Annotated in this window: 30 protein-coding genes and 1 pseudogene; 15 read left to right on the top strand and 16 right to left on the bottom strand. The window is 38.3% G+C overall.

Annotated features, from left to right (window positions below):
- Positions 1-95 precede the first annotated feature (95 nt).
- From BK584_RS18275 to BK584_RS18265, 3 genes are read left to right on the top strand one after another with little or no spacing between them, the layout of a single operon-like run.
- Positions 96-464, top strand: a complete 369-nt coding sequence (locus BK584_RS18275) for a GntR family transcriptional regulator (protein ID WP_078393906.1) — start codon at positions 96-98, stop codon at positions 462-464.
- Complete coding sequence (locus BK584_RS18270; protein ID WP_078393905.1) at positions 457-1,329, top strand: ATP-binding cassette domain-containing protein; 873 nt, start codon at positions 457-459, stop codon at positions 1,327-1,329. The genes BK584_RS18275 and BK584_RS18270 overlap by 8 nt, the downstream gene beginning before the upstream one ends.
- Positions 1,326-2,054, top strand: a complete 729-nt coding sequence (locus BK584_RS18265) for a hypothetical protein (protein ID WP_078393904.1) — start codon at positions 1,326-1,328, stop codon at positions 2,052-2,054. Before BK584_RS18270 ends, BK584_RS18265 begins: the two co-directional genes overlap by 4 nt.
- 42 nt (positions 2,055-2,096) lie before the next feature.
- On the opposite strand, the gene BK584_RS18260 is transcribed toward BK584_RS18265, so the two are convergent.
- The 7 genes from BK584_RS18260 to srtD form a co-directional block, all read right to left on the bottom strand.
- Entirely contained in the window at positions 2,097-2,378 is a 282-nt protein-coding gene (locus BK584_RS18260; protein WP_078393903.1) for a hypothetical protein, read from the bottom strand.
- Positions 2,379-2,535: 157 nt separating this feature from the next.
- Positions 2,536-3,378, bottom strand: coding sequence for a GNAT family N-acetyltransferase (locus BK584_RS18255; RefSeq protein ID WP_078393902.1), 843 nt, complete (start codon positions 3,376-3,378; stop codon positions 2,536-2,538).
- A 110-nt stretch (positions 3,379-3,488) separates the two neighbouring features.
- Positions 3,489-4,538 (bottom strand): pseudaminic acid synthase, encoded by a 1,050-nt coding sequence (gene pseI / locus BK584_RS18250; protein WP_078393901.1) that lies wholly within the window; start codon positions 4,536-4,538, stop codon positions 3,489-3,491.
- 217 nt (positions 4,539-4,755) lie between these two features.
- Positions 4,756-4,938 (bottom strand): hypothetical protein, encoded by a 183-nt coding sequence (locus tag BK584_RS24235; protein WP_139365704.1) that lies wholly within the window; start codon positions 4,936-4,938, stop codon positions 4,756-4,758.
- A 74-nt stretch (positions 4,939-5,012) separates the two neighbouring features.
- Positions 5,013-5,150 (bottom strand): hypothetical protein, encoded by a 138-nt coding sequence (locus BK584_RS24730; protein ID WP_169871369.1) that lies wholly within the window; start codon positions 5,148-5,150, stop codon positions 5,013-5,015.
- A 1-nt stretch (position 5,151) separates the two neighbouring features.
- A complete protein-coding gene (locus tag BK584_RS18245; protein WP_078393900.1) occupies positions 5,152-5,352 on the bottom strand; it encodes a helix-turn-helix transcriptional regulator in 201 nt (66 codons plus the stop codon).
- A 116-nt stretch (positions 5,353-5,468) separates the two neighbouring features.
- Positions 5,469-6,128 carry a class D sortase, LPxTATN-specific gene (gene srtD, locus BK584_RS18240; RefSeq protein ID WP_078393899.1) on the bottom strand — a complete coding sequence of 220 codons (660 nt, stop codon included), beginning with the start codon at positions 6,126-6,128 and terminating at the stop codon, positions 5,469-5,471.
- A gap of 304 nt (positions 6,129-6,432) precedes the next feature.
- On the opposite strand from srtD, the gene BK584_RS18235 reads away from it, so the two are divergent.
- On the top strand, positions 6,433-6,705 hold the full coding sequence (locus BK584_RS18235; protein ID WP_078393898.1) for a GNAT family N-acetyltransferase: 273 nt from the start codon (positions 6,433-6,435) through the stop codon (positions 6,703-6,705).
- A 64-nt stretch (positions 6,706-6,769) separates the two neighbouring features.
- On the opposite strand, the gene BK584_RS18230 is transcribed toward BK584_RS18235, so the two are convergent.
- The 4 genes from BK584_RS18230 to BK584_RS18215 all read right to left on the bottom strand — a co-directional run bounded on the left by BK584_RS18230 (position 6,770) and on the right by BK584_RS18215 (position 9,842).
- On the bottom strand, positions 6,770-7,504 hold the full coding sequence (locus BK584_RS18230) for a hypothetical protein (RefSeq protein WP_078393897.1): 735 nt from the start codon (positions 7,502-7,504) through the stop codon (positions 6,770-6,772).
- Complete coding sequence (locus tag BK584_RS18225) at positions 7,501-8,388, bottom strand: ATP-binding cassette domain-containing protein (protein WP_078393896.1); 888 nt, start codon at positions 8,386-8,388, stop codon at positions 7,501-7,503. Before BK584_RS18225 ends, BK584_RS18230 begins: the two co-directional genes overlap by 4 nt.
- Positions 8,378-8,761 (bottom strand): GntR family transcriptional regulator, encoded by a 384-nt coding sequence (locus BK584_RS18220; RefSeq protein WP_078393895.1) that lies wholly within the window; start codon positions 8,759-8,761, stop codon positions 8,378-8,380. The genes BK584_RS18225 and BK584_RS18220 overlap by 11 nt, the downstream gene beginning before the upstream one ends.
- A 133-nt stretch (positions 8,762-8,894) precedes the next feature.
- Positions 8,895-9,842, bottom strand: coding sequence for an iron-hydroxamate ABC transporter substrate-binding protein (locus tag BK584_RS18215; protein WP_078395731.1), 948 nt, complete (start codon positions 9,840-9,842; stop codon positions 8,895-8,897).
- Positions 9,843-10,010: 168 nt separating this feature from the next.
- On the opposite strand from BK584_RS18215, the gene BK584_RS18210 reads away from it, so the two are divergent.
- Positions 10,011-11,213 carry a DUF418 domain-containing protein gene (locus BK584_RS18210; RefSeq protein WP_078393894.1) on the top strand — a complete coding sequence of 401 codons (1,203 nt, stop codon included), beginning with the start codon at positions 10,011-10,013 and terminating at the stop codon, positions 11,211-11,213.
- Between the two features lie 215 nt (positions 11,214-11,428).
- On the opposite strand, the gene BK584_RS18205 is transcribed toward BK584_RS18210, so the two are convergent.
- Genes BK584_RS18205 through BK584_RS18195 form a run of 3 tightly spaced genes read right to left on the bottom strand, consistent with a single transcriptional unit; the run spans position 11,429 to position 13,041 of the window.
- Positions 11,429-11,908 carry a DMT family transporter gene (locus tag BK584_RS18205; RefSeq protein WP_078393893.1) on the bottom strand — a complete coding sequence of 160 codons (480 nt, stop codon included), beginning with the start codon at positions 11,906-11,908 and terminating at the stop codon, positions 11,429-11,431.
- 19 nt (positions 11,909-11,927) lie between these two features.
- Positions 11,928-12,608 carry a Crp/Fnr family transcriptional regulator gene (locus BK584_RS18200; protein ID WP_078393892.1) on the bottom strand — a complete coding sequence of 227 codons (681 nt, stop codon included), beginning with the start codon at positions 12,606-12,608 and terminating at the stop codon, positions 11,928-11,930.
- A gap of 7 nt (positions 12,609-12,615) precedes the next feature.
- Positions 12,616-13,041, bottom strand: coding sequence for a DMT family transporter (locus tag BK584_RS18195; protein ID WP_078393891.1), 426 nt, complete (start codon positions 13,039-13,041; stop codon positions 12,616-12,618).
- Between the two features lie 404 nt (positions 13,042-13,445).
- Between BK584_RS18195 and BK584_RS18190 the strand changes: the two genes are divergently transcribed.
- The 7 genes from BK584_RS18190 (at position 13,446) to BK584_RS18160 (ending at position 20,368) form a co-directional block, all read left to right on the top strand.
- Positions 13,446-14,627, top strand: coding sequence for an anhydro-N-acetylmuramic acid kinase (locus tag BK584_RS18190; RefSeq protein WP_245808903.1), 1,182 nt, complete (start codon positions 13,446-13,448; stop codon positions 14,625-14,627).
- Positions 14,628-14,642: 15 nt separating this feature from the next.
- Entirely contained in the window at positions 14,643-15,374 is a 732-nt protein-coding gene (locus BK584_RS18185) for a PIG-L deacetylase family protein (RefSeq protein ID WP_078393890.1), read from the top strand.
- The gene (locus tag BK584_RS18180; RefSeq protein ID WP_139365703.1) at positions 15,374-16,522 is read left to right on the top strand and encodes an exo-beta-N-acetylmuramidase NamZ family protein; all 1,149 of its coding nucleotides are present in this window, start codon (positions 15,374-15,376) and stop codon (positions 16,520-16,522) included. Before BK584_RS18185 ends, BK584_RS18180 begins: the two co-directional genes overlap by 1 nt.
- 15 nt (positions 16,523-16,537) lie before the next feature.
- Positions 16,538-17,485, top strand: coding sequence for a GNAT family N-acetyltransferase (locus tag BK584_RS18175; RefSeq protein WP_078393888.1), 948 nt, complete (start codon positions 16,538-16,540; stop codon positions 17,483-17,485).
- A 67-nt stretch (positions 17,486-17,552) separates the two neighbouring features.
- Entirely contained in the window at positions 17,553-18,380 is an 828-nt protein-coding gene (locus BK584_RS18170; protein ID WP_078393887.1) for a MurR/RpiR family transcriptional regulator, read from the top strand.
- A 103-nt stretch (positions 18,381-18,483) separates the two neighbouring features.
- On the top strand, positions 18,484-19,458 hold the full coding sequence (locus BK584_RS18165) for an N-acetylglucosamine kinase (RefSeq protein ID WP_078393886.1): 975 nt from the start codon (positions 18,484-18,486) through the stop codon (positions 19,456-19,458).
- Positions 19,459-19,495: 37 nt separating this feature from the next.
- The gene (locus BK584_RS18160; RefSeq protein WP_169871367.1) at positions 19,496-20,368 is read left to right on the top strand and encodes a GNAT family N-acetyltransferase; all 873 of its coding nucleotides are present in this window, start codon (positions 19,496-19,498) and stop codon (positions 20,366-20,368) included.
- 60 nt (positions 20,369-20,428) lie between these two features.
- On the opposite strand, the gene BK584_RS25410 is transcribed toward BK584_RS18160, so the two are convergent.
- The gene (locus BK584_RS25410; RefSeq protein ID WP_139365702.1) at positions 20,429-20,557 is read right to left on the bottom strand and encodes an iron-containing alcohol dehydrogenase; all 129 of its coding nucleotides are present in this window, start codon (positions 20,555-20,557) and stop codon (positions 20,429-20,431) included.
- A 150-nt stretch (positions 20,558-20,707) separates the two neighbouring features.
- Here BK584_RS25410 and BK584_RS24725 point away from each other — a divergent pair, with 150 nt between their 5' ends.
- A complete protein-coding gene (locus BK584_RS24725) occupies positions 20,708-20,878 on the top strand; it encodes a hypothetical protein (protein WP_169871365.1) in 171 nt (56 codons plus the stop codon).
- A 396-nt stretch (positions 20,879-21,274) separates the two neighbouring features.
- On the opposite strand, the gene BK584_RS18155 is transcribed toward BK584_RS24725, so the two are convergent.
- On the bottom strand, positions 21,275-21,697 hold the full coding sequence (locus tag BK584_RS18155; RefSeq protein WP_078393884.1) for a hypothetical protein: 423 nt from the start codon (positions 21,695-21,697) through the stop codon (positions 21,275-21,277).
- Positions 21,698-21,998: 301 nt separating this feature from the next.
- Here BK584_RS18155 and BK584_RS18150 point away from each other — a divergent pair, with 301 nt between their 5' ends.
- Both BK584_RS18150 and BK584_RS18145 read left to right on the top strand, forming a co-directional pair.
- Positions 21,999-23,414 carry a sodium/glutamate symporter gene (locus tag BK584_RS18150; protein WP_078393883.1) on the top strand — a complete coding sequence of 472 codons (1,416 nt, stop codon included), beginning with the start codon at positions 21,999-22,001 and terminating at the stop codon, positions 23,412-23,414.
- Positions 23,415-23,675: 261 nt separating this feature from the next.
- Positions 23,676-24,128, top strand: a pseudogene (locus BK584_RS18145) (malic enzyme-like NAD(P)-binding protein); the annotation flags it as partial.
- Between the last annotated feature and the right edge of the window lie 25 nt (positions 24,129-24,153).

The following is a 24,153-nucleotide window of genomic DNA, read 5'->3' as shown; positions in this document are numbered from 1 at the left end:
ATTATAGTTCCTTTCTATTTACAAAGTTACATTAAGATTGTATAGTTGATTACACGACTAATCAACATACCAACATGTATAGAAAGGAGTTCTCTGTGAAGGCCGTTTTTAATGATTCTAAACCGATTTTCCAACAAATCGCTGAAATGATTGCCGACGATATCGTGGAAGGAATACTTCATGAAGGCGATCAAGTACCTTCTACTACTGACATTTCAAAGTTTTATCAAGTAAATCGAGCTACGGCTCAAAAAGGACTAACAACTCTTGTTGATGCTGGTTTTGTTTATAAACAACGGGGAGTTGGCATGTTTGTTGCAGAAGGAGCGAGAAGCAAACTGTTAACTGAACGAAAAAACGACTTTTACACACATTATGTAAAACCTATGCTTGTTGAAGCACGCCGTATCAAACTAACTACACAAGAAATCATTCACTTTTTGGAGGGGGAGAATAATGATTAAGTTAAACGATGTATCCTTTTCGTATGGAAAAACGGAAGCATTAAAACATGTATCACTAGTTGAGAAGGAGCCAATCATCGCTGGTTTGTGGGGAAGGAATGGGGCTGGTAAAACCACCTTGATGAAACTAATTTCCGGGCTTGAGCAACAAAGTCAAGGGGACATCTTAATCGACGGTATCGTCCCATACAATAATAGCGCAGCGATGAAACACGTTACCTACATGCAGGAAAACCAGCCATTTTCTGATCTCTGGAATGTAAATGATGCTCTAAGATTCGGATCTTATTTCAACGAGAACTGGGATCAACAATTGGCAGATGAACTCATTCACTTATTTGAACTTCCACGGAAGAAGAAGATTAGGAAGTTTTCAAAAGGGATGCAAACAATGATTAAAATTACAGTTGGGCTCGCAAGCAAAGCACCAGTTACAGTTATGGACGAACCAACAAATGGACTTGATGCTCACATGCGTAAACAGTTTTATGATGCATTGCTTGATACGTTTGAGGAGCACCCACGTCTTATTCTTTTATCGACACATCATATAGATGAGATTGAACCACTTTGTGAAAAAATTGCTATTGTTGACCAAAAAACAATTACTCGCTATGAAGAAACCGAAAAGCTTAAAATGCAGGGAATTCTTGTAACTGGCGAAGCAGAAGCGGTACGAGCATTTATAGGTAGTAGCAAGATTTTAGAAGAAAGGAGTCTTGGCAATCAATTAAACATCATGCTTGATGAAATATACACTGAAGCATGGAAACAACATGCCAAAGAGTCGCGCGTCACGGTTGAGAAAGCACCTTTGCAAGATTATCTAGTAAACACGACACAAAAGGAAGTGACAAGGAAATGAATACATTTAAAGGACCGTTTCGACTTGTGTTTGAAGATTTCCGTATTCAGTTTTTCATGATCGGTGGTATAACCATTGTCTTATCCATCGTCTATTTTCTTTTAGGCGTCTTTGCAAATGCAGATGAAGTGTTTAATGCTGGACAAAGTTTTGGTCCGTTTTATGGCATGTTGCTGCTTTATCCATTTTTCTTTTACAATAAACCTTATCAATTCACACTTGCCTTAGGGGGCACGAGAAAACAGTTTCTATTGGCCGTTTTTTCAGCTGGTGCTATCTTGATTGTCGCAAGCGTTTTGCTCATAAATAGCCTCTATTTCCTTAATCAATTCTTAGTTGATCACGGATATAGCATGGGAACGATTTTTCACATGGCTGACTTGGGTGAAAGTACAAATCCTCTTTTTTATATTTGGATTGATCTGCTATGGTGTACGTGTTTATTTGGGGTAGGTACAGCGATGAGCTCTCTTTGGTTTTACCTCGGAACACTTCGAACAATGATTGTCGCTACGATAGTAGGTATTGGCCTCATCTCATATATAACCTTGGGTAGTTTAGGTCGCTTTTTTGAATTTATTGTTATGAATTACCTTTCCTTTGTGCATATCACCGGTGGGCTTGGAATCATTGGACTGCTTTTCACTTTTCTCTTGATGAGAAATGGTCCTTTGGAGCGTGGCGGAGAAGGTGGCTTCTTCGGAAAACAACCAAAACCAGAATAATAAACAGAACCATCACCAATGTGATGGTTCTGTTTATTATTATTAATAGAAATACGTATTTAATGAATTGATGCCATATAGGGATAAGAATAAATAAAAGCTAATAAAGGCAGCCCAACAAAGTATATTCACAAACCATTTTTTATAACTGATTTGTATTACATACGTTGCGATCCACAGGAATAAAAGAAAACCATATACACCATTGATTATTGTAGATGGCTGATTTTGCTGTGTTCCATTATCACTTAGAGAAACAATCCATACAAACATGATAAAAAGTAATAACAGAATTTGAACTAAATGTATCGTTCGTTTTAGCATTGCTTACCCCCTTTTCATTCCGGTAGCCTGTCTCTCTATTCAATTTTCAAATTTTCCGATCAGAACTTAAACGTTATGCCTCCATTTTTTATTAAGACTCTTTCCTAATATAATTATCTAAGTCTCAAAATTAAACACACTTGGTTTAAGCAAAAACTCATAACTCCTTTTCAAACGAAAACATATAGCCTTTATAATCAAAATCTATAGTAAACCCTAAGCTTTCAGCTGTTTTCCAAGAACCAACATTTTCTTCCATACAATCCCAATAAGGGGTCATCTTTCTTTTAAAACATTCTTGAACGAATGCATGAGCTGTTTTCGCAGCTAAACGTTTTTGTTGATAGTCAGGTAATGTTTCGATTCCAATCACTTGTGTATCTCCTACAACAAATGAACTGTAACAAATGCTTGCTATCCGTTTATCATCTACCACACAATAACCAAACCCATTTTCAAGAAAATCTTCTGTTGATGCCCAAAACTGATGAATCGTTTCGCTTAAGAAATCATGGTTCTCGAACAATTCATCTTCCTCTACTAATAATTGATGCTCAATTTTACGTACCTTATATTGATCATTCAAAATTGGCTCAAGATCTTTACGATAGTGACTCTCTTCCAAATGATAGACACGCTGTTGCCAGCTTTCTAGCTTGCGATCAGAGAACATCTTCTCTATTGTGTTGTTCCATTTAGGGTGCGTTGGAATCGCTTCAAACGAATTTAGCCCTTGTTTCTGTGCCTCTGGAGTAATTGACTCGCTAATAAAACGATTCATTTCAGACAGAAACAATGAATTTTGTTCGTCACCTACAAACAAAAAACCATCATTATTACCAAGCCAAATCATTCCCGCTGAAGGGTAATCGCAGCGATCAACGAAAATTCTACCTGGATTTCCTCCGTTAATAACCGCGAGAGCTTCCATTATACGCATGTCAGTTTGTGCAATTTTCCTACATTTATAAAAGTTCTCACGAGTTAATTCATTAATCACTTTATCACTCCCTCTTATAACTAAACTTATTCTTTTAAAAAGGTAAAAACTCCTTTTAGGAATGAATAAATGAAATGCCAACACGTTAAAAAAACGAGTTGGCATTTAGGTTAATTTAAAAGCAACTTCCAACTAAACGGCGTTCCTTTTTTTGCATCTTGTTTAATTTTACGGCCAATGATTTGCTCATAATATTTTGGTTCAAGACCAAGACCTGGACGGATGACACGTAAATTTTTTCTAGTAAGCTCATCACCTGCTTGAACGTCTTCACTGATATAAAGCGATCTCCTATATTGTAAAGATGATACTTCTGAAAGGGTCGGGCCGTAAGATACCCTTCCTAATGAACGCCATGCCCTCTCACTTTCCTCAACCAAATGCTTAAACTCTTGAGGCTCCAAAGAAAAGGCAGAATCAGCATCAGTACGGTTTAGCGTAAAAAGCTTTTCAATGACACTTGCTCCCAAAGCAATGCTCGCAATTGCCGTACCTACTCCAATAGTACGATCTGATAGTCCACCTTCACAATTAAATGCATGCTTCATATGAGGAATCGTTCGTAGGTGTGCACCTGCGGCATTTGCAGGATAACTGCTTGTGGACTTTAATAAGATAAGTTGTTTACACCCCTCCTCTTGGACCGTCGATACTAATTGATCAAGCTCGGCAAGAGTTGCCATTCCAGTTGACACAATCAGTGGCTTACCTTTCTGTGCTACATATCGGAGCAGAGGCAAATTTGTATTTTCAAGACTAGCAATCTTAAAACAACCTACACCTAAGGAATCAAGAAAATCAGTAGACTCTTCATCATAGGGTGTACTAAAAGGGATCATTCTCCGTTTTCGACAGCGATCAAAGATTTGCTCGTGCCATTCCCAAGGAATCTGTACTTCTTCATATAGTTCATAAAGCGATTTCCCTCCTGAACGTTCATTTTCATTTTCCACCATAAATTCATCGCGCTTAAGATTAAGTGTCATTGCCCCTGGTTTATATGTTTGAATACTAAAAGCATGTGCCCCAGCGTCTGCTGCTGCATCAACAAGGGCAATCGCTCGACCAAGTGATTGTTGATGAATATCAGATGTTTTTGCAATGATAAAAGGCTTGTTGCCTTCTCCAATACGTCGCCCCTCAATTACAACTCCACTCATTTTTAACTACTCCTTCCAACAATGCATGTTTAAACGAAAACTGTATAGAGAAAAAACAATACTGAAATGTTGTCTAGTATGTCATTGTATTATGGTCGCCTTTTTTTATGTCTGTAGACAACCGATGTGAGGGTTATTCTTTTCAAAAATAGTTGTTACGTTTTGAACAACAAAAAAGCGGACCACTTGGGTCCGCTAACAGGAGATAAGGAAATAATTAGTATTTTTTCACGATGCTAACAAACGAAATAAATGCAGTTGTGATAACGAGTGACATTATCACAGTCAACATTTGAAATGCAGTTATTGCTACTATATCATTCTGTAATACGATTAGAAGTAATATTCCATATATAAGCGTGAATCCATATGTATACGAGAGTCCTTTTTGTTTGATCATTTTTGTTCGCTCATCATTTTTTTGAAAATGAGGATACAAATACGCAAGTGATAGATTTACAATTCCAGTTGTAATTAACAGAAACTCATTCCTAATATAGTTCCATTTTCTATTATATTAATAATTGTTATGTAGACCGCTATACTTAGCGCAAATACTCCTGTCCCAATGAATAAAACACGTGCTGTTTTTTGATCCAACTTTGTTTTCATGTTAATCCCCCTCTTCTATTTCAAAAACATTTTCAACATGTGTACCAAACGACTGAGCAATTCGTATTGCAAGGGGTAAAGATGGGTTATATCGGCCTTTTTCAATTGAGATGATTGTTTGACGTGATACGTTCACTAAATCTGCTAGATTTTCCTGAGAGAGTTGATGTTGCTTTCGTAAGTCTTTTATGTAATTGCGCATTAGATTGCCTCCGTATCAAGTTTAATGTAAAACCCACTTTACGTCAAACTCCCTTTACATAAAGGAATAATTAAAACGAATTACGCACAAAAAAAGCGGCTATCAGCCACTCTTCATCACATATCTTGAATATCAACCAACACTGCTTGAATAATATAACGGTCTGGAGCAGCTCCAAAGTATTGAAATGGATAACACGTAGTCAACGTTAGCGTAGCAATATCCTTCTTCACAATAACAGTTAAATCATCTGCATCCGTTATCCATATTTTCTCGATCTCATATTCATAACGACGATCCTCGTATTCCAAAAACATCTGTTCACCAGTTTCTAGTTCACCTAGCTCCGAAAAAACCGTATCTCTATGTCCACTTAAAACGGTATGTCCTTTTTCATCCGGAGTGGTTGTCCACTCACTAACGTACATGCCTACACCACGCTTTAAAGTAGCATCATCGGCACCCCAGTACGTCTCATATTTACTCTTAAGCGATGGGATATATAAGCTTGCCATCGCTTCTCCGACGTCAAACTGTGAAATTAAATCATTAGTCATGGGTGGGGTATCTGGAATCGCTATATCTTCTCCCTCTTTCGACTCTGCCGCATAACCAATGGAAGCCGTTGGCTTTTCTATTACATCTTCCGAACCGTCCGAATGAAGTTGGCCTTCCGAAACACGCTCAACTGACTGTGTTCCTTGCCACCACTGGAATGTGAAAAAGACCATAATGATGAAACCAACACCTATTAGCACATTATACAGTTTATTCATTTGAATCACCCCAATGATCAAAGGATACACCATTTCTCGCGCAATATCATCTTTTTAGTCGAAAGTTTAAAATAATTCGTCTATCATTTCACAAACACTCCATGTCTACCAAAACCAGCAAGTTCTTACGACTACTTTCTTCATCATCGGGTAATATAAGATTAAGGAGCTACTTTCCTGATGTATTAAAAAAAAAGAAGAGCTTGGATTATACCAGATCTTGTTGCAGGGAGAGATAAAGTGGTTAAAGTCGTAATGCTTTATCCTAATTGGGCATTAAAATATATAAGAAAAGGAAAACAAAATGAACATTATTAAATCTGATCAAGCTCATTATATTCTTGATGAAAACAATAACCGCATCGCGGAAATTACTTATGTTGAATCTGATGAATCGTTCATTATCATTGATCATACCTTTGTTGATGAAAGCTTACGAGGACAAGGTATTGCTTCAAAGTTAGTTGCTTCTGTTGTAGAAGAAATGAAGAAACAAAATAAAAAAATAGTTCCCCTTTGTCCTTTTGCAAAAGCCGAATTTGATCGTGTACTTGATTACCAAAGTATGTTGAAATAACCTTTCTTTGACCAACAAGAAGAGAGGCAAGTTCGCCTCTCTTCTTGTCGGTCAAACGTCACTTTTACAATTTGACCGGCGTCTTTGAAAGTACTTTCCACGTCAGGTAACCTACAAAGAAGCCTAGCACTACCGTTACCCCTGTTGATAAAATGAATGACCCAGCTTCAATGACTCGTTCTGACCACATCCACTGTAGAGAACCAAGAAAAACCAGTGCAGCCGCAACGAATAGAAACCCGATAACCCACCCATATCGGTAGTAACCTGATCCGACAAACGAGCCAATGAGATAATAGATGACTAATTGAATGATAAAAGCCACAAATGAAAGCAGTAGCGATTCATCAAAATGAAGTCCTGATTCAGGCATTCCAGTTAAGTCAAGTTCTAAACGTCCATTTGGACTCAGAATATGCGTTTCAGACATAGTGTATTGTATAAGATGTGACCAGCCCATTACATTAGTCACCACGTGTTGAATAAAAGTAATTACACCAGTTATGATTGCAATTGTAACCGCAAGTAATCCAACTGCAACCAAGTTCTTTTTAAAATAAGCTTTGCGTGTTTTCCCTAATTTAACATAGTACGTCAAGAGTCCATACGTAGATGTGATGCCGATAATTAGCATAAACACCCGAGTAGGAGCAATAGCAAATGCTAAGAAATTTCCTGCGTTACTTTCATAATAGATCGCTAAACCAAAATAGACGAGTTGAAACACTAGCACCGCGCCAAGATACCAAAACGCATACATCAGCTGTTCCTCAAATAGCGCTTTTGAAAATTTACTCATGCTCCCTCCTCCTCTTCCGTCAAATAGATAAAGATATCTTGCAAGGGAACTGAACCTAACTCCAACCCTTTTTGGAACGCTTCTTCTTGTTTTTGTTCGCTTAGTTCCCCATACACCGCGACTGCCTTTGTTGGTCCAAGCGTTTGCTCATTAATAATTTTAAGTTCTGAAGCAAACTCATCCACGACCGATGCACTCCCAGTAATTGATACTCCTTTTGTTACAATGGATTCATAGGAATCATTTATAAAAAGAAACCCCTTATCAATAATGAGAATCTCCTCAAAAAGATAGTCCATCTCTGAAACAAGATGTGTTGATAAGATAATCGTTCTTGGATTCTTAGCATGATCGTCTAACAGTTCTCTATAAAAAATAGTTCTTGTTGGCGCGTCCATACCTAGATACACTTCATCGAACACAGTAATTGGCAATCTACTCGCAAGACCAAGAACCACACTAAAAGATGCTTGCATTCCTTTTGATAGTTCAGACATCTTCTTATCTAATGGTAGTTTAAACTTTTTTATCAAGTATTGAGCATATTGCTTATCAAAATTGGGTCGAAACTCTCCTGTTTGTTCAACTAACTCTTTTACATTCATTGAGTGTCTTGCTTCATACACAGTTTCGTTCTGATAATATAAGCCGATTGCTTCCATCGCCTTTTCATTTTCAAATAACGGGTTTCCATCAAATAGGATTGTTCCCTTTGTAGCCTGGCGATACCCTGCAAGAAGAGATAGCATACTCGTCTTCCCCGCGCCATTACGTCCAAGAAGACCATAAATCTTTCCTTCTTCTAATGTAAATGAGACGTCTTTTAATGCTTCTGTTTTTTTGTAAGAGATCCCCACTTCCTTAAATTCTACTTTATACCCCATCCGAATCACCTCTTCTCACTTTTTTAATTAATTCAACCAATTCCTCTTCAGATAGCCCAAGTTTCTCAGCCTCACGCACCATACGAACAACATAATCGTCCATAAAATCTTCCTTGCGCTTTGTCATCAATTTTTCCTTTGCCCCCTCAGCTACAAACATTCCAATCCCACGTTTTTTGTATAAAATGCCACTCTCTACAAGCTGATTAACACCTTTTGCAACCGTCACATGGTTTATTTTGTAAAATTGTACAAGTTGATTTGTTGATGGTGCTTGCTCACCTTCTTTTAATTGGTCATTCACAATTTGATCTTCAATTAACTCTCTAATCTGAATAAACAAAGGCTTTCCATTGTCTCTTAACTCGCTCATATGCACCTCCACACCTTATACGGTAATACAGTTATATACTTATGTATATAACTGTAACAGCGTGATTGTAAACTGTCAACTATATTTCTCACACAAAAAAACGCTACTGCTTTTAGCAATAGCGTTACCCTATTTATTCGTTTGTTTTGGCACGTTCTACAATCATATCAGCGAACAAACCTAATTGATTTCGGATAGAAATTGGGTCATACGGGTAAAACGTATCAAAATCATTTATAAAAACTCGCTCATTCTTAACTGCGTCAAGACCTTGCCATATAGTTGATCCTTCTAATTCTTCTAGCGTTGTACTGTCACCATCTGGATTATAGTCCGTAATAAACATATAATCTGCGGCATAATCAGGTACCACCTCGGGTGACAACTGTTTCATTTCACCAGTCTTAATGACTTCTTCTTCAATCCGGTCAGGAGCATGCAAATCAAATGCATTGTACAGAACTTGTCCTCCCCTACCGCCATTATCATTAAAAACCCAGAACTCACCTTTATTTGTTAGTTCATAAATGCCAAAAGTATCATCTTCATCAATCACTTCTTCTACACGTTCTTTCGCAGCTGTAGCTTCTTCTTTATATTGTGCTAAAAACGTCTCTGCTTCTTCCTCTGTATTTGCTAGTTCCCCAAATAAATCAAGTGCTTCCTCAACACTTTTTGCAGTATTATAAGGTATAACAACCGTCGGAGCGATTTGTGAGAGTTTCTCCGCTTGTTCTCCGTCCATCACTACAATTAAATCTGGTGCTAAATCTAATACTTCTTCCGTATTAATAGGATCACCAAGGTTTTTTATTTCTTGAAGCTCCTCCTGAATAAAAGGGTTTGAAAATGACCAGGAACCTGATCCAACAACATTTGCCCCTACTGCCAGCAATTCTCCAGCATAAAAGTCAGTCACAATCGTATCCGGTTTCTCTGGAATCTGAATTTCTTCACCAGCAGGATCTATATATGTACGAGTATCTTCTTTATCACCTGATGGTGTATCTGTATTTCCACAACCACTCAGTACTAAAGCAACTAAAGTTGCTGCACTCATAACCGTTGCAAAACGTTTCATCGTTTCTTCTCCACCTTTCATCCGATAATGAAAATCATTATCATTTAAAATGATAGCAAGTCGGATTTGAAACGTCAACACCTCTTTTATTATGAATGATTTAAAAAGTATTGAAACCTTTATGCTTTCATACCGTTATAAACGATAACAATAAGAAGAGGTGAATAAATGAATCAACAGCGCAATCATATGGTCGATGGGATTAGAGGACTTTGTCTACTTGGCATCTTGCTCGCAAATATGCTTATTTTTCAATACGGTTTGCTTGGCACAATGAAATTAGAACTTTTTACTGATTCAAAAATTGATGCAGCAGCATTATGGATCGTTCAAGTTTTTATTGAAGGAAGTTTTATGCCTATTTTTGCGTTTTTATTCGGTTATGGGATGATTAAACTTTCTGAGAGCTTGGACCGCAGAGGATTACGGGTTAAATGGACGTTAACACGAAGAGCATTTGGTTTAATTGTGCTTGGTTTCCTCCATAGTTATTTTATTTGGGAAGGAGACATTTTGTTAACATACGGATTTACTTGCCTTGCGTTACTTTTTTTCGTACGTCGAAAAAGAAAAACAGTCATCATTTGGGGGATTAGCATTGCTTGTCTCGCCGCGATAATGAGTTATGGATCTCTTAATGACTTATCAGCACTTGAAAGCGATGGGATTGTTCCATACATTGAAAAAACAACACCCATTTATCAAGATGGAAGTTATTCAGACATTCAAGGTGTACGCCAAGATGAAGAAGCTCTCATGAAAGCAATGGATATACCAGAGGGGTTAGGTACTTTGTTAATTACACTTATATCCCTTGTTTTATACATCCCCATGTTCTTATTTGGTATGTATGCAGCAAAAAGAAATTGGTTTTCTAAACAGCATGGAGAACGCCTTTTCTTTGCAAAAGCTGCTAGTCTTCTTGTGACATTCGGACTTTTATTTAAAATCTTACACCAACTAATGCCCGACCAAGGCTGGACTGGTATCGGTTATGGTTTAAGTAACTTTCTTCTCCCCCTCGGCTATATCTTTTTAATTGCAGCATGTTATCAATTGTTATCGCTCATTCGTCCTTTTATAGAGGCAGTGGGTAAGCTCTCTCTTTCAAATTATTTGCTCCAGTCAATTATTTGTACAACAATCTTCTATGGTTATGGCTTAGGTTTTTTTGGTCAGTTAGGTGTGTTAAATGGAATATTCCTTGCAATCGGTATTTACACAATTCTTGCCTATTTAAGCTATCTCTATTTAAAAAAATGGACGATTGGCCCTGCCGAACACCTGCTTCGGATGATCGTGTACGTAACATGGACAGGAAAACCTAGAAATAAAAGAACAGAGTCTCTTTCAAACAAAGAAATTTCCTAACATCTCGCAACGTGGTTTTAACGAGCCGCGTTGCCCACTATTATACATTTCTCGCTTCCAAAGGTTTTTGGTTTTTATTCACGCTCTTAAAAAAACACTATATCCACTTTCACTTATATACAGACTTGGCGCCTTCTCTCATTTTATTCAAAGTGGCATGTTTAAGAGCAACAAACCTGTCGCCGCTACTTCAATTTAGTCGCTTTTACTCGTATTTAATCACTCGAACTACGTTGAGTTTCTGGTTCGTTGCCTGTGCTCGATTTTCTATATGAGAAAACAACGACCCCTGATATAATGAGGAGAATTCCAGCAAGTTTCATAAAACTAAATGGTATCTTTTCAAGTCCCAACCATCCCATTGAATCCCAAAACAAGGCAGTACCCAGTTGTGCAACCAATACGATTGAAATGGTGAAAGTTGGTCCTAAACGCTTAATTGCTTGAACAAGGCAAAAAACGACGCCAACACCTATAACACCGCCATACCAATACCAGGAGTCCATTTCTAACAACTTTCCCAATTCTCTTCCTTCGATCATAATTGTTGCGGTCGCAGCAAAGATAAACCCCATACCTAGAGCAAGTGTCGTTGTTGTCCAAGAGCCCGTTTGTTCATTTACTTTATTGTTAAACACTGTTTGTAAGCTTATTGCCGCTCCCGCTATTACCGCTATAATCATTCCTATTACCACTACAAGTATCCTCCTACTACTAACCGATATCATCAGTTGATTGTGCCAATTCTTTTAAGCGCTGTCGGTTTACAATTGTAATTACACCTTTTTCTCTTACAATCAATTGGTCTTGACTGAATCTCTTTATCACTCGGTTGATATGCCTGTATGAGGTTCCGAGTAAATTTGCTAAATCCGCTGTTTTGAAAAATACCTGTTGTTTCGTTCCCTTGTTTTCAAGTGGGTACATAGATAACAAATAGCTAGCAAGCCTCGACTCAACCGGGTGTAGCATATTGAAGCTAGTAAAGCTAGTATCTATATAAAATTTCTCTGTTATCACTTTAAGAAGAAATTGTAGTAGTGGTACAGAATGAATTCCATCTGCATCAATGGCTTGATAGGGAATTTTCAACATACACACATCAGATACCGCTTCAACCGTGTTAATCACCGTTTTTTTCTGTATGTATTCTATATCTCCAATTACCTCAACTGGGTCTTTAAAACATAGAATCAATGTCTTTCCTTGAAGCGAATTCGTATAGATTTTTATTTGTCCTTCTACCAATATGTACAGATCACTAATAAGATCTCCTTGTGAACAAATACGTTCCCCTTTTTTAAAGTAGTGCAGGTTGGCCGATGAGCGTAAAGGTTCGTCAATAACATTCTCCAGTTGATACTGAAGCAAAAATTTTTCTTTCAATTCACTCACCTCTTTTCTACAGTTGCATAATTAGAATGCCTACGATCATCATTGTTACACCAATGAATTGAGGAAGGGCAAACGTTTGCTTCTTTAGGCCAAACCAACCTTTCACATCAATTAAAAATGCCATCATAATTTGCGCCACTAAAATAAGTGACATAGTGACAGTAACACCGATTAAATGAATAGCCGTTACTTCATTATAGATAATAAGTAGCCCAAATGCTCCTGCGAATAAATAGAGCGGCTTCACTTTTTTTAATTGTGTAATGTGCCCATCTCTAACAAACAATAAAATGACAAAAGCCAAACAAAAACCAGCAAACTGAGTAACAGTAATCGCTGGTAGGGTACCAATATCTTGACTAATTCTGGAATTAATGACCCCTTGTAGGGTAATAAATGTACCTGCTAATAAAGCAAAAATGATCCCTTGCAAATCTATCCCTCCTATTATTATTTAACCTGATTAATTATATGTTAATAAAGGACATATGTCCTAAAAAAGTAGAATGGTGTCCTTTTAGAAATCGAATACATATAAACGTCATCAAAACTTGTTTCTTGTTTCATTAATCCATTGTTTTCTAATTCAACTCACACCACCTTATAACCGTACAAATAGATGGCAGGAAGAACTTTCTGGCACTGCTTCTTTTATCCAACTCTCCGTATATACTCTCGTTTAGTATACACGATAGGGTATAGTCCAGACTCTTCTTATACAGAAAGATAACTCTCAATCATTATCATGATCCCAGTTGATTTTTTATTTTAAAAATTGTATGATAAATCAAAAAAATATTTCGAAATAAACCAATTTAGAGAGGAGATGAATTGTAATTGCCAATCTCATTGCCACTAAGTAAAGATTCTGTATTAGCCGTCGGTCTAATGTCTGGAACATCATTGGATGGTATAGACGCAGCACTTGTTCGAATTGTAGGAGCTGGGTACAACACCAAAGTAACCTTGCTTGCTTTTGATACACTCTTTTTTGATAACCAGTTAAAGGAAGACGTGTTTAACATTTGCCGTCCAGAAACATCTTCTGTCGACTTAATTTGCCGTCTTAACGTCGTGCTCGCAGAAAAAATGGCAGAAGCCGTATACAAAGTAGTCGAACAAAGTCATTATCGAATTGATGATTTAGATTTTATTAGTTCTCACGGGCAAACAATTTTCCATATGCCAGCTGAAAGAGCTACCTTGCAAATTGGAGAATTAGCAGTTATTGCCCATCAAACAAACACCTTAACAGTTGGTGATTTTCGCCCGAGTGACTTGGCTGTTGGTGGTCAAGGAGCTCCGCTTGTGCCTTTTGTTGATCAATTATTATTCCGCAGCACTAAAACCGGTCGTGTGCTCGTGAATATAGGAGGGATGGCAAATATAACGATCCTTCCCAGAATAACCGACAATACCAAAAACGACCATGATGTATTTGCTTTTGATACGGGTCCTGGAAATGTTCTCATAGATGAAATCGTTCGAATTGGTACAAACGGAAAAGCTGATTTTGATAAAGGGGGAATGTTTGCTCTCAATGGGAACGTCAATAAAGCGTGGCTAAATCGTTTAATTGCTCAAGACCCATTCCTTTCACGCCCATATCCAAAAAGTACGGGTAGGGAATATTACCATCGTGAAATGGCTGACTTACTTTGGCAGGATGGAAAAAAGCGCAACCTATGTTTCGAAGACATTGTGGCAACCATTACAAGTGTTACTGTCGAATCAATTGTATTAGCGATAGATAAACAAGTTGACCCTACCGTTCAAATTGATGAATTGTTTGTTGGTGGAGGTGGCGTACACAATCGATTTATCATGAACCAATTGCAAGAACAGACTAAACGTCCAGTTTCCTCAATGGAAAGTCTTGGCTTTTCGAGCGACGCGAAAGAAGCTGTTGCATTCGCTATCCTCGGCAATGAATTCTTACGTCAGCAACCAAACAATACCCCTTCTGCAACTGGGGCAAAAAAGGCTGTTTCGATGGGGAAATTGGCACTGCCATATTAAAAGGAGGAATGCGTTATGCCCCAAAAAGATCATATCTTATTCGTTGGTGCTCATTGTGGAGATGTTGAATTAGCAGCTGGAGCCATTGCTCACAAGTACGCAAGAGTTGGGCATCCTGTAACGTTTTTGCATTTGACTGCCGGAGAAAAAGGAACGCCACCTCATTTATCTGTTGAAGAGTACCGTTATCAAAAGATCTGTGAGTCAGAAATTGCTGCAGACCTTTTAGGTGTCAATACAATGACACTTGACTATAAAGACGCCGAGCTAAAAGTGGATGAATCAACAATCCTTCGAGTTGCGACCTTATTTCGAAAACTAAAACCAGACTTAGTCATCACCCATTGGACTAATAGTATACACCCCGATCATGCGGCTTGTCCTAAGATTGTTGAGGAAGCATGGTTAAAAGCCGCTTTACGCGGGTTTGATTTAGAAGGCTTTCCCCCTCATGGCATACGGCAAATGTTCCATAGTGAAAATTGGGAAGACCCCCATTATGAACCTGACATTTATGTAGATGTAAGCGAAGAATTCGAAACATACCTCAAAGCAATTTCGAGTTATTGGTTCGTAATTCATTCCGAATCCTTCCGTTATTATGACTATTATAAAGCACTTGGGACAACACGTGGTTGTTTAAACCGCACCACCTATGCTCAAACGTTGAAATTCCGTGTTGGGTCGAATATTCATAAAGGTGATGAAATACCAGGATTTCCGTTAACGAAAAAGGAGCTACCATAATGAAGCTAGGATTAGATGTATTTTTAGAGATTGACTACAAACGATTTCGCGGAAAAAGAATTGGCCTTTTAACAAACACGACAGGAGTGAACCTAACCTTAAAACCTTCCATTGACCTTTTCGTAAATCACCCTGAAATAAACATCGTCGCTTTATACGCACCCGAACATGGCATTCGCGGAGATGCTAAGGAAGGAGAATCCATTCAATCCTCTACTGATTCGCATACAGGATTGCCTATACATAGCTTATATGGTGAATCGAAAAAGCCTACTAAAGAGATGCTAAGCACCATTGATGTGGTTGTCTTTGACTTACAAGATATTGGTTCTCGTTACTACACCTTTATTTATACAATGGCTTACATGATGGAAGCATGTAATGAATATGGCAAAGAATTTGTTGTACTTGATCGGCCAAATCCGATTGGTGGTCTAAAAGTCGAAGGGAACCTTGTTGAAGACGACTGTCGTTCTTTTGTTAGTCTTCTTCCGATCCCAAATCGCCACGGATTGACTGTGGGTGAGCTAGCAAAGGTTTTTAAAAATGAATTTAACTATAACTGCGCACTAACCGTTATTCCTATGAAAGACTGGAGTCGCGCGAGGTACTTTGACGAGACGGGCTTATTCTGGGTTCCACCATCCCCAAACGCACCAAGTCTCGACATGGCGATGCTATATCCAGGAACATGTCTCTTTGAAGGAACAAATATCTCTGAAGGACGTGGAACAACAAAACCATTTGAGATGATTGGTGCACCCTTCATAGATGGTTACACCTTGACAAATGCTTTTAATAAACTAAGCTTGCCTGGTGTTGTAGCAAGACCTACCTCTTTTAAACCAACTTATAAGAAATATGAAAACGAGGTATGTAGCGGAATCCAGCTCCACGTTACCAATCGACACACGTTAAATTCGTATGAAATGGGTTTAAAACTAATTGACCTTATTGCAAAAATTTATCCTGCCCAATTTGTCTTTTTAGAGCATAGTAGCGGACGATTTATGTTTGATTTATTAGCTGGCACAAAATCATTAAAAGATAAAATAATAGCGGGGGAAGAAATCGATTTCTTTTTAAATCAATGTCAAATAGAGTCAGCCGCTTTTAAACGAAAAGTGAAACCTTATTTACTCTATTAAGTGGGGGGAAACATCATGTTTACCTACAGAGGCTATCAATCTGGAGATGAGCAAGAACTCATCTCTTTATGGAATCAAACACTGCGACATGACCCTATTAATTCAAAACGGTTTCGTCATCTCATTTTATTAGATGCAAACTTTGATCCTGATGGATTGAGACTTGCTTTTTCTGGCGATGTCTTAATTGGTTGCGTCTATGCCGTCAGACGATTAATTCCAATGGAAGGCACCGATCTAGAGCCAGAAACAGGCTGGATTCCTTTCTTTTTTGTCGCACCCTCATTTCAACGCTCTGGAGTTGGAAGTCATTTAATGAACCAAGCTATTGCCTTTCTAAAAGACACAGGACGATCAACTATCTTTTTCGCATCATATGCACCAAACTATTTCTTACCTGGTCTTGATAAACAAACATATCCAACCGCCTCAACTTACTTAACAAAGCTCGGTTTCAAAAATATGTATACACCCGTTGCAATGGACAAAAGTTTGCTTTCTTTTACCTATTCTAGTGACATAGTAAAATTAAAAGAACAACGGATTAATGAAGGTTATTCCTTTTCGGTTTGCGGAGATCAAAATTTGTACGACGTGATTCAATTTGCTAAAAATGAGTTTAATCCTGACTGGGGCAGGGCCATTCGTGAAGGGTTATTGCATGGACTACCAATCGACAGAATTTTAATCGCTAGAAAAGGTGCTACAATTGTTGGTTTTTGCATGTATGGAGGGTATGAAGGGACTCCTGAACGGTTTGGACCATTTGGCGTTGATAAAACGGAACAAGGAAAAGGTTTAGGTACGATCTTACTTAATGAGTGTTTATGGAAAATGAAACAAGAAGGCTTACATGGTGCTTGGTTTTTATGGACCGGAGAACAAAGCACTGCCGGACATTTGTATCAAAAGAATGGTTTTAAAGTAACAAGGCGATTCCATGTTTTAAAACGGGAAATTTAGTATAATGCTTATAAACACAATAAGAAAGAGTTGATCTTAAATGTCCTCGATCACAGGGGGGTTAGTTATGTTATCAGAAATGCTTCCTGTACTTCCACCTTCTGAAAAGAAAATAGCAGCATATCTGATTGATCATCCAGAAGAAGCTGTGGCACTTACCGCCCATGAAATTGGTCAACGGAGCAACACAAGCAGTGCAGCCGTCATTCGCCTATGTAAATCTCTGCATTTAAAAGGGTTGCCTGATTTAAAAATACGCATCGTCGGAGATCTTCAAAGACAATCCAATCACGAGCAACGAGATATTGAACCTAATGAACCTGCTTTTTCAATCATTGATAAAATGACAAGCAACGCTATCCAAACAATTCAAGAAACAGCTGAATTATTAAATACGGTGGAATTAGAAAAAGCAGTTGTTGCCCTCCATTCCGCGCGAAGAATTCATTTTTTTGGAATCGGGGCTTCATCCATCGTTGCTCAAGATGCATTACAAAAATTCGTCCGTATCGACAAAACCGCATATGCCTTCACTGACATTCACATGGCAAGTACCCTCGTTGCGACTGGTAGTCATGAAGATGTCGCAGTTGGTATTTCCTTTTCAGGACAAACGAAAGAAGTACAAACATTCCTCGATACAGCCCAAAACAAAGGCTTAACAACCATTAGTTTGACGAAATATGGGCAATCAATCGTTGCAGACAAAGCCAATATTCGCTTATATGCTTCAGCAACAAAAGAACCTACATTTCGAAGCGGAGCAACGTCTTCACGTCTTGCACAATTGCAAGTAATAGATATCTTATTTATGTGTGTTGCCTCCTTGCAATACGATAAAACAGTTAAACACCTAAATGAAACAAGGGCGATGGTAGACAAACTGCGAGAGTAAAATAAAACGTTCGTCAGTGAGGTTTTATTGCAATTAAGAGGAAACTAAAAGAAATTTTCTATATAAAAACAGAAGCGTTATACTAACAATTTGGAGGTTGCTTATGTTTGTTATAGGCATCGATGGTGGTGGGACAAAAACAATAGGTGTTATAGTCAATCAAGATGGTTACATCTTTGCGCAAGTGACAGTCGGTCCCACCAATCCAACTAGTGTGGGGATAGAAAAAGCGAAAGAACGCCTGAACGCTTTAATTACATCCCTACAGAGACAAAACCAACAAGCGTTTTCTAAAACAGAAGCGGTCTTTGCCGGTTTGGCTGGAACGGGAGAAGCAAGCTTAAAAGCCGACCTATCTGCATTTGTTCGTCAGTTGTTTCCATCACACATTCATGTAGAAGTCGATAATGATGCGATCATTGCTCTTTATTCTGGAACATTTGGTCAAGCTGGTGTTGTTCAAATTGCGGGTACTGGTTCCATCACATACGGTGAGAACCAAGATGGGCTTAGAGATCGCGTTGGAGGTTGGGGGTATTTGCTTGGAGACGAGGGCAGTGGTTATGCAATCGGTAGAGCTGGCGTACATTCCGCATTGCAAGCATTTGATGGCGTTGGAGAATCTACTAAACTTACTTCTCTGTTATTAACCCATTTTAAAACAGACGATCCCAAAGCCTTTATTCCGACCATATACGGAACAACACCACGGCAAACCATTGCTTCATTAAGCCGATACGTTATACAAGCTGCTGATGCACACGATGAAGTCGCTTTACGAATTATAGAAACTGAATCGAATAAACTTGGCATTCAAATTTTCACACTAATTAAACGATTGAACTTTAAAGAAGTTGAATTTGTTCCAATCGTACTGACTGGGGGTCTCATGAACCGCTCGGATTTATTTATACCTCATATTAGCTCTACATTAAACGCATTATCACCTCCACCCTATAACTTTGTACGACCAAGCCTCCCGCCTGTTGCGGGCGCAGCTATTGCAGCATTACGTCGATTATTACGTTACAACATTCCACAAGAGACATTTATCTATCATTTTAATGAAACCGTTTAGAGATTATGAAACAGAGGATAATATAGGAGGAACACGAATGACTATACATATACAACCCGCTAATCACTGGAGTGAAACGGCGGCGATCTTTGCACAGATCAACGCAGTAGAAAGATCCCACATTGGCTATTGTGGAACAGCCCCCACAGAAATTGAAGCAACTTTACGGGAAGATTTTAAACTTAATGAAATTTTATTTGCATATGAAAAAGGCGAAATTGTAGGTGTACTTGCGTTCGATTATGATGTCGATGATAAACAAGCAGATGTATGGGGGCCTTTTCTCCAGGAGAATCAATCAGTTGAAGTGGCTAAACGTTTATGGGATGCTCACCCACTAACTAGCAAAAAATGGAGTTTTCATTTTTTTATTAATACAAAGAACCGTACTGCTACTCAATTTGTCACTTCTATTCTCGGAGCAAAACAACAAGGAATTCATTTAGCTTTAATCAAAGAGAAGCAAAATCATACACAATCGGCTCTACCTCCTATCGAAATAGACCTTACTAACGCAGATGAAAAAGAAGCATTTATCCAGCTGCATCGATCAGCATTTCCCCGCGCATATTATAGCGGCGAAGAAATCATCTCACGCCTTGATCACCATAAGCGACTGTTTCTGTCTAAACACGATGATCATGTAAGTGGGTATGTTTACTTAGAAGCAAATCCAGAGTTTGGTGAAGGTAGTGTTGAATTCATTGCAGTTGATCCCGTTATGCAAAAAAGAAGTATTGGTCGTGAGTTATTAAATCAAGCCATCGATTTCTTATTTAAAGAAGAATCAATTCAAGACCTTGCATTAACTGTTTCAACTGAAACCAAGGGCGCTATACGATTATACCGCTCAGTCGGTTTCCATGATCGATATGAACTTGCTGCTTTCCAGGTTGACCTAACTTCGTAACAACAAAGTGAATAAGCATAGCAGAGACCAATCACTCGTCTCTGCCTATTTTTTATACATTTAACTGATTTTCCGCTTACTGATAATCTTTGGCACAGGATAAAAAGAATTTGCCTTTCGATGCGCATCCTTTGCCATTAAGGAGATATCTTCTTTCTTAATTTCTGGGAGCATTTTCTGATGATCCATTTATATATTCTCCTCATTCTTTATGCTATAGATGAATTGGTAGATTTATGCGATTGATGTCGAAGTACGTTGCTTTTCATAGACCACTTATTATGAGACAATGTAGGTACAGCCTTCTATAAGCTGAATTGCATTTAGGAGTGTCCGCCCATGTATAAATTAACACGTATCGTTGATGGAGCGACAGAGACCCTAAAGGATTCAAACAACAATTTGATTAAAACCTTTAAAGACTTTGTTGCTGCAGAATTGCACGCAAAGAGACTCAATTTAAATTTAATCTTATTCGACAATGATTATTGGAAAGTTGAAACGATATAAAGTAAAACAAGCATGTGACTGCATGCTTGTTTTTTGTTTCTTATTACTCGCGTCAGCTAGAGTGAAACTTATTTGTCGAAAAGCTTCTTCATCATCGAATAGTTTGTTAGTTTTACCCATAGCCGTCTTCATCTATATCGCAGAATCACGATACGATTATTTAGCAAGGTGTCGCAACAATTCAACACTTGCAGTATGAATGGAAGTTGTCCTATTTGCCTTGGCAGACAAACGGTTTAAAAAACGACTCGCTTGCGGTCTCATGCGGCATAGTTCCGATATATAATAAATCAAGTAATTCTCTGTGAGAGTTGCTGCTAATCTATGTGTAGCCAAACGTCCAAGAAAGCGCGAATAACCCAGCTTCGATTAGTAAGACTAGAGCTGGGGTGTCCCTTAGACAAAGCGATTCGCTACCTCAATTAATTTACTTTTGTAGTTCGTTAAATCACTAATTTTCTCAAGGTTCACAGACGTTCTTTCCTCATCATTGAATTGTACAGTCTTATTTGCACCATTTAAATAAAGTCTACAGAGCCACTTTCTAATATTATCGTCTAACAAAATATTGAAGTAACTTTTATTATCTCGATAAAAAACTCGCTCATCCTCCACCAATTCTTTTAACAGGATCTTCGAAATTGCATATCCTTCGATTTCTTCCTCAGTCGTAACAATTTCAGGATTCTCTAAAACAGGTAGATCCTCTAAATTTTCTGGTTCTTCCTTTTCTCTCTCAGAAGAAGTGGACTTTAGAGCGGCATTAATTTTGTCATTAACCAACTTATTAATATATTGTTTAAATGCTTTTTTTACCAATTGCTCAAAGTTTTCAAGAAGCCCTTTTGTCTTCCTACCATTGTATACCTGTGAAACAATAAAACTTGTAAACTCTTCACTTGGAAACTATTTTAAAAATTAAACCGACCGATTAAAGTAGTTATAGCACCTTATCGTCACATGTTTTCGAAGCTTGTCAATAATCAAATGACTCCTTCAAACTAATAACCCCATTTTTTTACTGTTTCTACGTTAATCTTTTGGGTAAACAGGGAAGATGCATATATATCTTGGATATTATGCTATCTACTCGATTTTACACAAGTTAGGAGATTATGGTATGTCGCTTGAGTTAGTTGGAATAGCATTACTCTTACTGGCAACGGTATTAATCATTGGAAAATGGATCCGCCTTAAAATCCCATTGTTGCAAACGTTGTTTTTGCCAAGTTCCTTAATTGGTGGCTTTTTAGCATTAATACTTGGACCAGAATTACTAGGTAGATTTGGATCTGACAATTCTTTTTTGTCAGATGGCGGAATCTTCACTTCAGGAATTATCGACGTATGGTCTGGTTTGCCTGAACTTTTAATCAATGTTGTCTTCGCATCATTATTCATCGGTTTTGTTTTACCTAAGCCCAAGAAAATGTGGGAAACAGGGGGACCACAGGCTGCGCTCGGATTCACAATGTCGTGGGCTCACTATGTAGCTGGTATTTTACTTGCTATTACCATTCTTACTCCATTGTTTGGGCTTAGTCCCGCAGCAGGTGCATTAATTGAAATTAGTTTTGTTGGTGGTCACGGGACTGCCGCTGGACTTTCTGGCACCTTTGAAGATCTTGACTTCTCTGAAGGGTATGACCTATCCATCGGACTCGCTACAATCGGCCTCCTGTCTGGAGTTATAATTGGAATGATCTTAATAAACTGGGCAGCGCGTACAGGAAAATCGAAAACACTTCAGCACCCAGATGCTATTTCTGTTGAACAGCAAAACGGTATTATAGACGAAGAGAATCGAGAAGCAGGCACCATACAGACAACATCCTCTATGTCAATTGAGCCCTTAGCGCTCCATATGGGCTTTATCGCTGTTGCAATATTAATAGGCTACATTTTATTGGAAGGATGCGTTTGGCTCGAGGAAATCACATATGGTTCTGCTTATAACTTGTATTTATTTGAATATATACCGCTCTTTCCGTTTGCGATGATTGGAGGAATAATTCTACAACTTGTTCTGGCTCGATTTGATAAACGTAAGCTTGTGGACCGGAAGACCATTACTCGAATTCAAGGCCTTTCACTTGATTTATTAATTGTCAGTGCCATGGCTTCCATTTCGTTAACGGTCATTGGCGAATACTTGATTCCATTTTTACTTCTTGCCTTAGCAGGTATTGCGATCAACGTGTTTTTCTTTCTATATTTAGGTCCACGTATGATACCAGACTTCTGGTTTGAACGAGGTATTGGAGACTTTGGTCAAGCAATGGGTGTTGCTGCTACTGGGATTATGCTCATGCGCATTGTTGACCCAGAAAACAAATCACCGGCCTTTAATGCCTTCGGTTACAAACAAATTTTGTTTGAACCAATGCTTGGCGGTGGTCTAGTTACAGCGGTTGCCATGCCGTTCATTCTGCAGTTCGGATCCATACCTGTATTAATTGCAAGTACGATCCTTATGATTTCCTCCTGGGCTATTGGCGTCTTTTATTTTGGCAATAAAAAGCAAGCGGATGGATAATACCTTCCCTTGCTTTTTTTGTGCGTTTTAAATAATATGCTATACTGCCAAATAGAAAATGTGAAGAAGAGGAATAGTATGCCACTATACATATAGACAGGTAAGCGTAGAAAATTAACATTACTTAACAACAATATTTTTGCTCGTTTCAGCCGTTGTTATTGTATCTCTTTTAGTTACTGACTTGTTGATCCATCAAACGATTGGGAATGAGATTGAACAAAATCAAGAAGAGAAAGCCCAGCAACTTGCGAGAACTCACGATGCTTTGAAATTGAGAGACGGTTGCAAGAAGAGCTAAATATCCCTGTATTTCACGACGACCAGCACGGTACAGCTATTGTTGTTTTGGCTGCCGTAATCAATGCATTAAAAGTCGTTAACAAAGATGAAAATGACTCGCGCATCGTCGTCAACGGAGCTGGAGCCGCAGGTCTCTCCATTGCCCGCCTCCTATTAGATGCAGGTTTCACTGATATAACACTTGTAAGTCTTGAAGGAATTGTTCACAAAAACGAACAATGGCTAAATAGCCGTCAACAAGAACTGGCTGCACTCACAAACCCTCGCCAGCTAATTGATGGTCTCGAACAAGCAATCAAAAGTGCTGACGTATTTATTGGCGTTTCAGGACCAAAGGCACTTGAGCAAAAGCATGTAAAACAAATGAATGAAGACGCAATTGTCTTTGCGCTTGCAAACCCTATTCCAGAGTTCAATATCGTTAATATGAGAACAG

The organism is Shouchella patagoniensis (genome assembly GCF_002019705.1).
In the GTDB taxonomy this organism is placed as follows: Bacteria; Bacillota; Bacilli; order Bacillales; family Bacillaceae_D; genus Shouchella; species Shouchella patagoniensis.
Note: the sequence above shows the minus strand (reverse complement) of the source record. Positions and strands in the feature narration are given on the sequence as shown.

Excerpts from the sequence above, each read along its gene's own strand:
- BK584_RS18270 (WP_078393905.1), top strand. The coding sequence starts at position 457 with ATGATTAAGTTAAACGATGTATCCTTTTCGTATGGAAAAACGGAAGCA.
- BK584_RS18265 (WP_078393904.1), top strand. The coding sequence starts at position 1,326 with ATGAATACATTTAAAGGACCGTTTCGACTTGTGTTTGAAGATTTCCGT.
- BK584_RS18260 (WP_078393903.1), bottom strand. The coding sequence starts at position 2,378 with ATGCTAAAACGAACGATACATTTAGTTCAAATTCTGTTATTACTTTTT.
- pseI (WP_078393901.1), bottom strand. The coding sequence starts at position 4,538 with ATGAGTGGAGTTGTAATTGAGGGGCGACGTATTGGAGAAGGCAACAAG.
- BK584_RS24235 (WP_139365704.1), bottom strand. The coding sequence starts at position 4,938 with ATGATCAAACAAAAAGGACTCTCGTATACATATGGATTCACGCTTATA.
- BK584_RS24730 (WP_169871369.1), bottom strand. The coding sequence starts at position 5,150 with ATGAAAACAAAGTTGGATCAAAAAACAGCACGTGTTTTATTCATTGGG.
- BK584_RS18245 (WP_078393900.1), bottom strand. The coding sequence starts at position 5,352 with ATGCGCAATTACATAAAAGACTTACGAAAGCAACATCAACTCTCTCAG.
- srtD (WP_078393899.1), bottom strand. The coding sequence starts at position 6,128 with ATGAATAAACTGTATAATGTGCTAATAGGTGTTGGTTTCATCATTATG.
- BK584_RS18235 (WP_078393898.1), top strand. The coding sequence starts at position 6,433 with ATGAACATTATTAAATCTGATCAAGCTCATTATATTCTTGATGAAAAC.
- BK584_RS18230 (WP_078393897.1), bottom strand. The coding sequence starts at position 7,504 with ATGAGTAAATTTTCAAAAGCGCTATTTGAGGAACAGCTGATGTATGCG.
- BK584_RS18225 (WP_078393896.1), bottom strand. The coding sequence starts at position 8,388 with ATGGGGTATAAAGTAGAATTTAAGGAAGTGGGGATCTCTTACAAAAAA.
- BK584_RS18220 (WP_078393895.1), bottom strand. The coding sequence starts at position 8,761 with ATGAGCGAGTTAAGAGACAATGGAAAGCCTTTGTTTATTCAGATTAGA.
- BK584_RS18215 (WP_078395731.1), bottom strand. The coding sequence starts at position 9,842 with ATGAAACGTTTTGCAACGGTTATGAGTGCAGCAACTTTAGTTGCTTTA.
- BK584_RS18210 (WP_078393894.1), top strand. The coding sequence starts at position 10,011 with ATGAATCAACAGCGCAATCATATGGTCGATGGGATTAGAGGACTTTGT.
- BK584_RS18185 (WP_078393890.1), top strand. The coding sequence starts at position 14,643 with ATGCCCCAAAAAGATCATATCTTATTCGTTGGTGCTCATTGTGGAGAT.
- BK584_RS18180 (WP_139365703.1), top strand. The coding sequence starts at position 15,374 with ATGAAGCTAGGATTAGATGTATTTTTAGAGATTGACTACAAACGATTT.
- BK584_RS18175 (WP_078393888.1), top strand. The coding sequence starts at position 16,538 with ATGTTTACCTACAGAGGCTATCAATCTGGAGATGAGCAAGAACTCATC.
- BK584_RS18170 (WP_078393887.1), top strand. The coding sequence starts at position 17,553 with ATGTTATCAGAAATGCTTCCTGTACTTCCACCTTCTGAAAAGAAAATA.
- BK584_RS18165 (WP_078393886.1), top strand. The coding sequence starts at position 18,484 with ATGTTTGTTATAGGCATCGATGGTGGTGGGACAAAAACAATAGGTGTT.
- BK584_RS18160 (WP_169871367.1), top strand. The coding sequence starts at position 19,496 with ATGACTATACATATACAACCCGCTAATCACTGGAGTGAAACGGCGGCG.
- BK584_RS25410 (WP_139365702.1), bottom strand. The coding sequence starts at position 20,557 with ATGGATCATCAGAAAATGCTCCCAGAAATTAAGAAAGAAGATATCTCC.
- BK584_RS24725 (WP_169871365.1), top strand. The coding sequence starts at position 20,708 with ATGTATAAATTAACACGTATCGTTGATGGAGCGACAGAGACCCTAAAG.
- BK584_RS18150 (WP_078393883.1), top strand. The coding sequence starts at position 21,999 with ATGTCGCTTGAGTTAGTTGGAATAGCATTACTCTTACTGGCAACGGTA.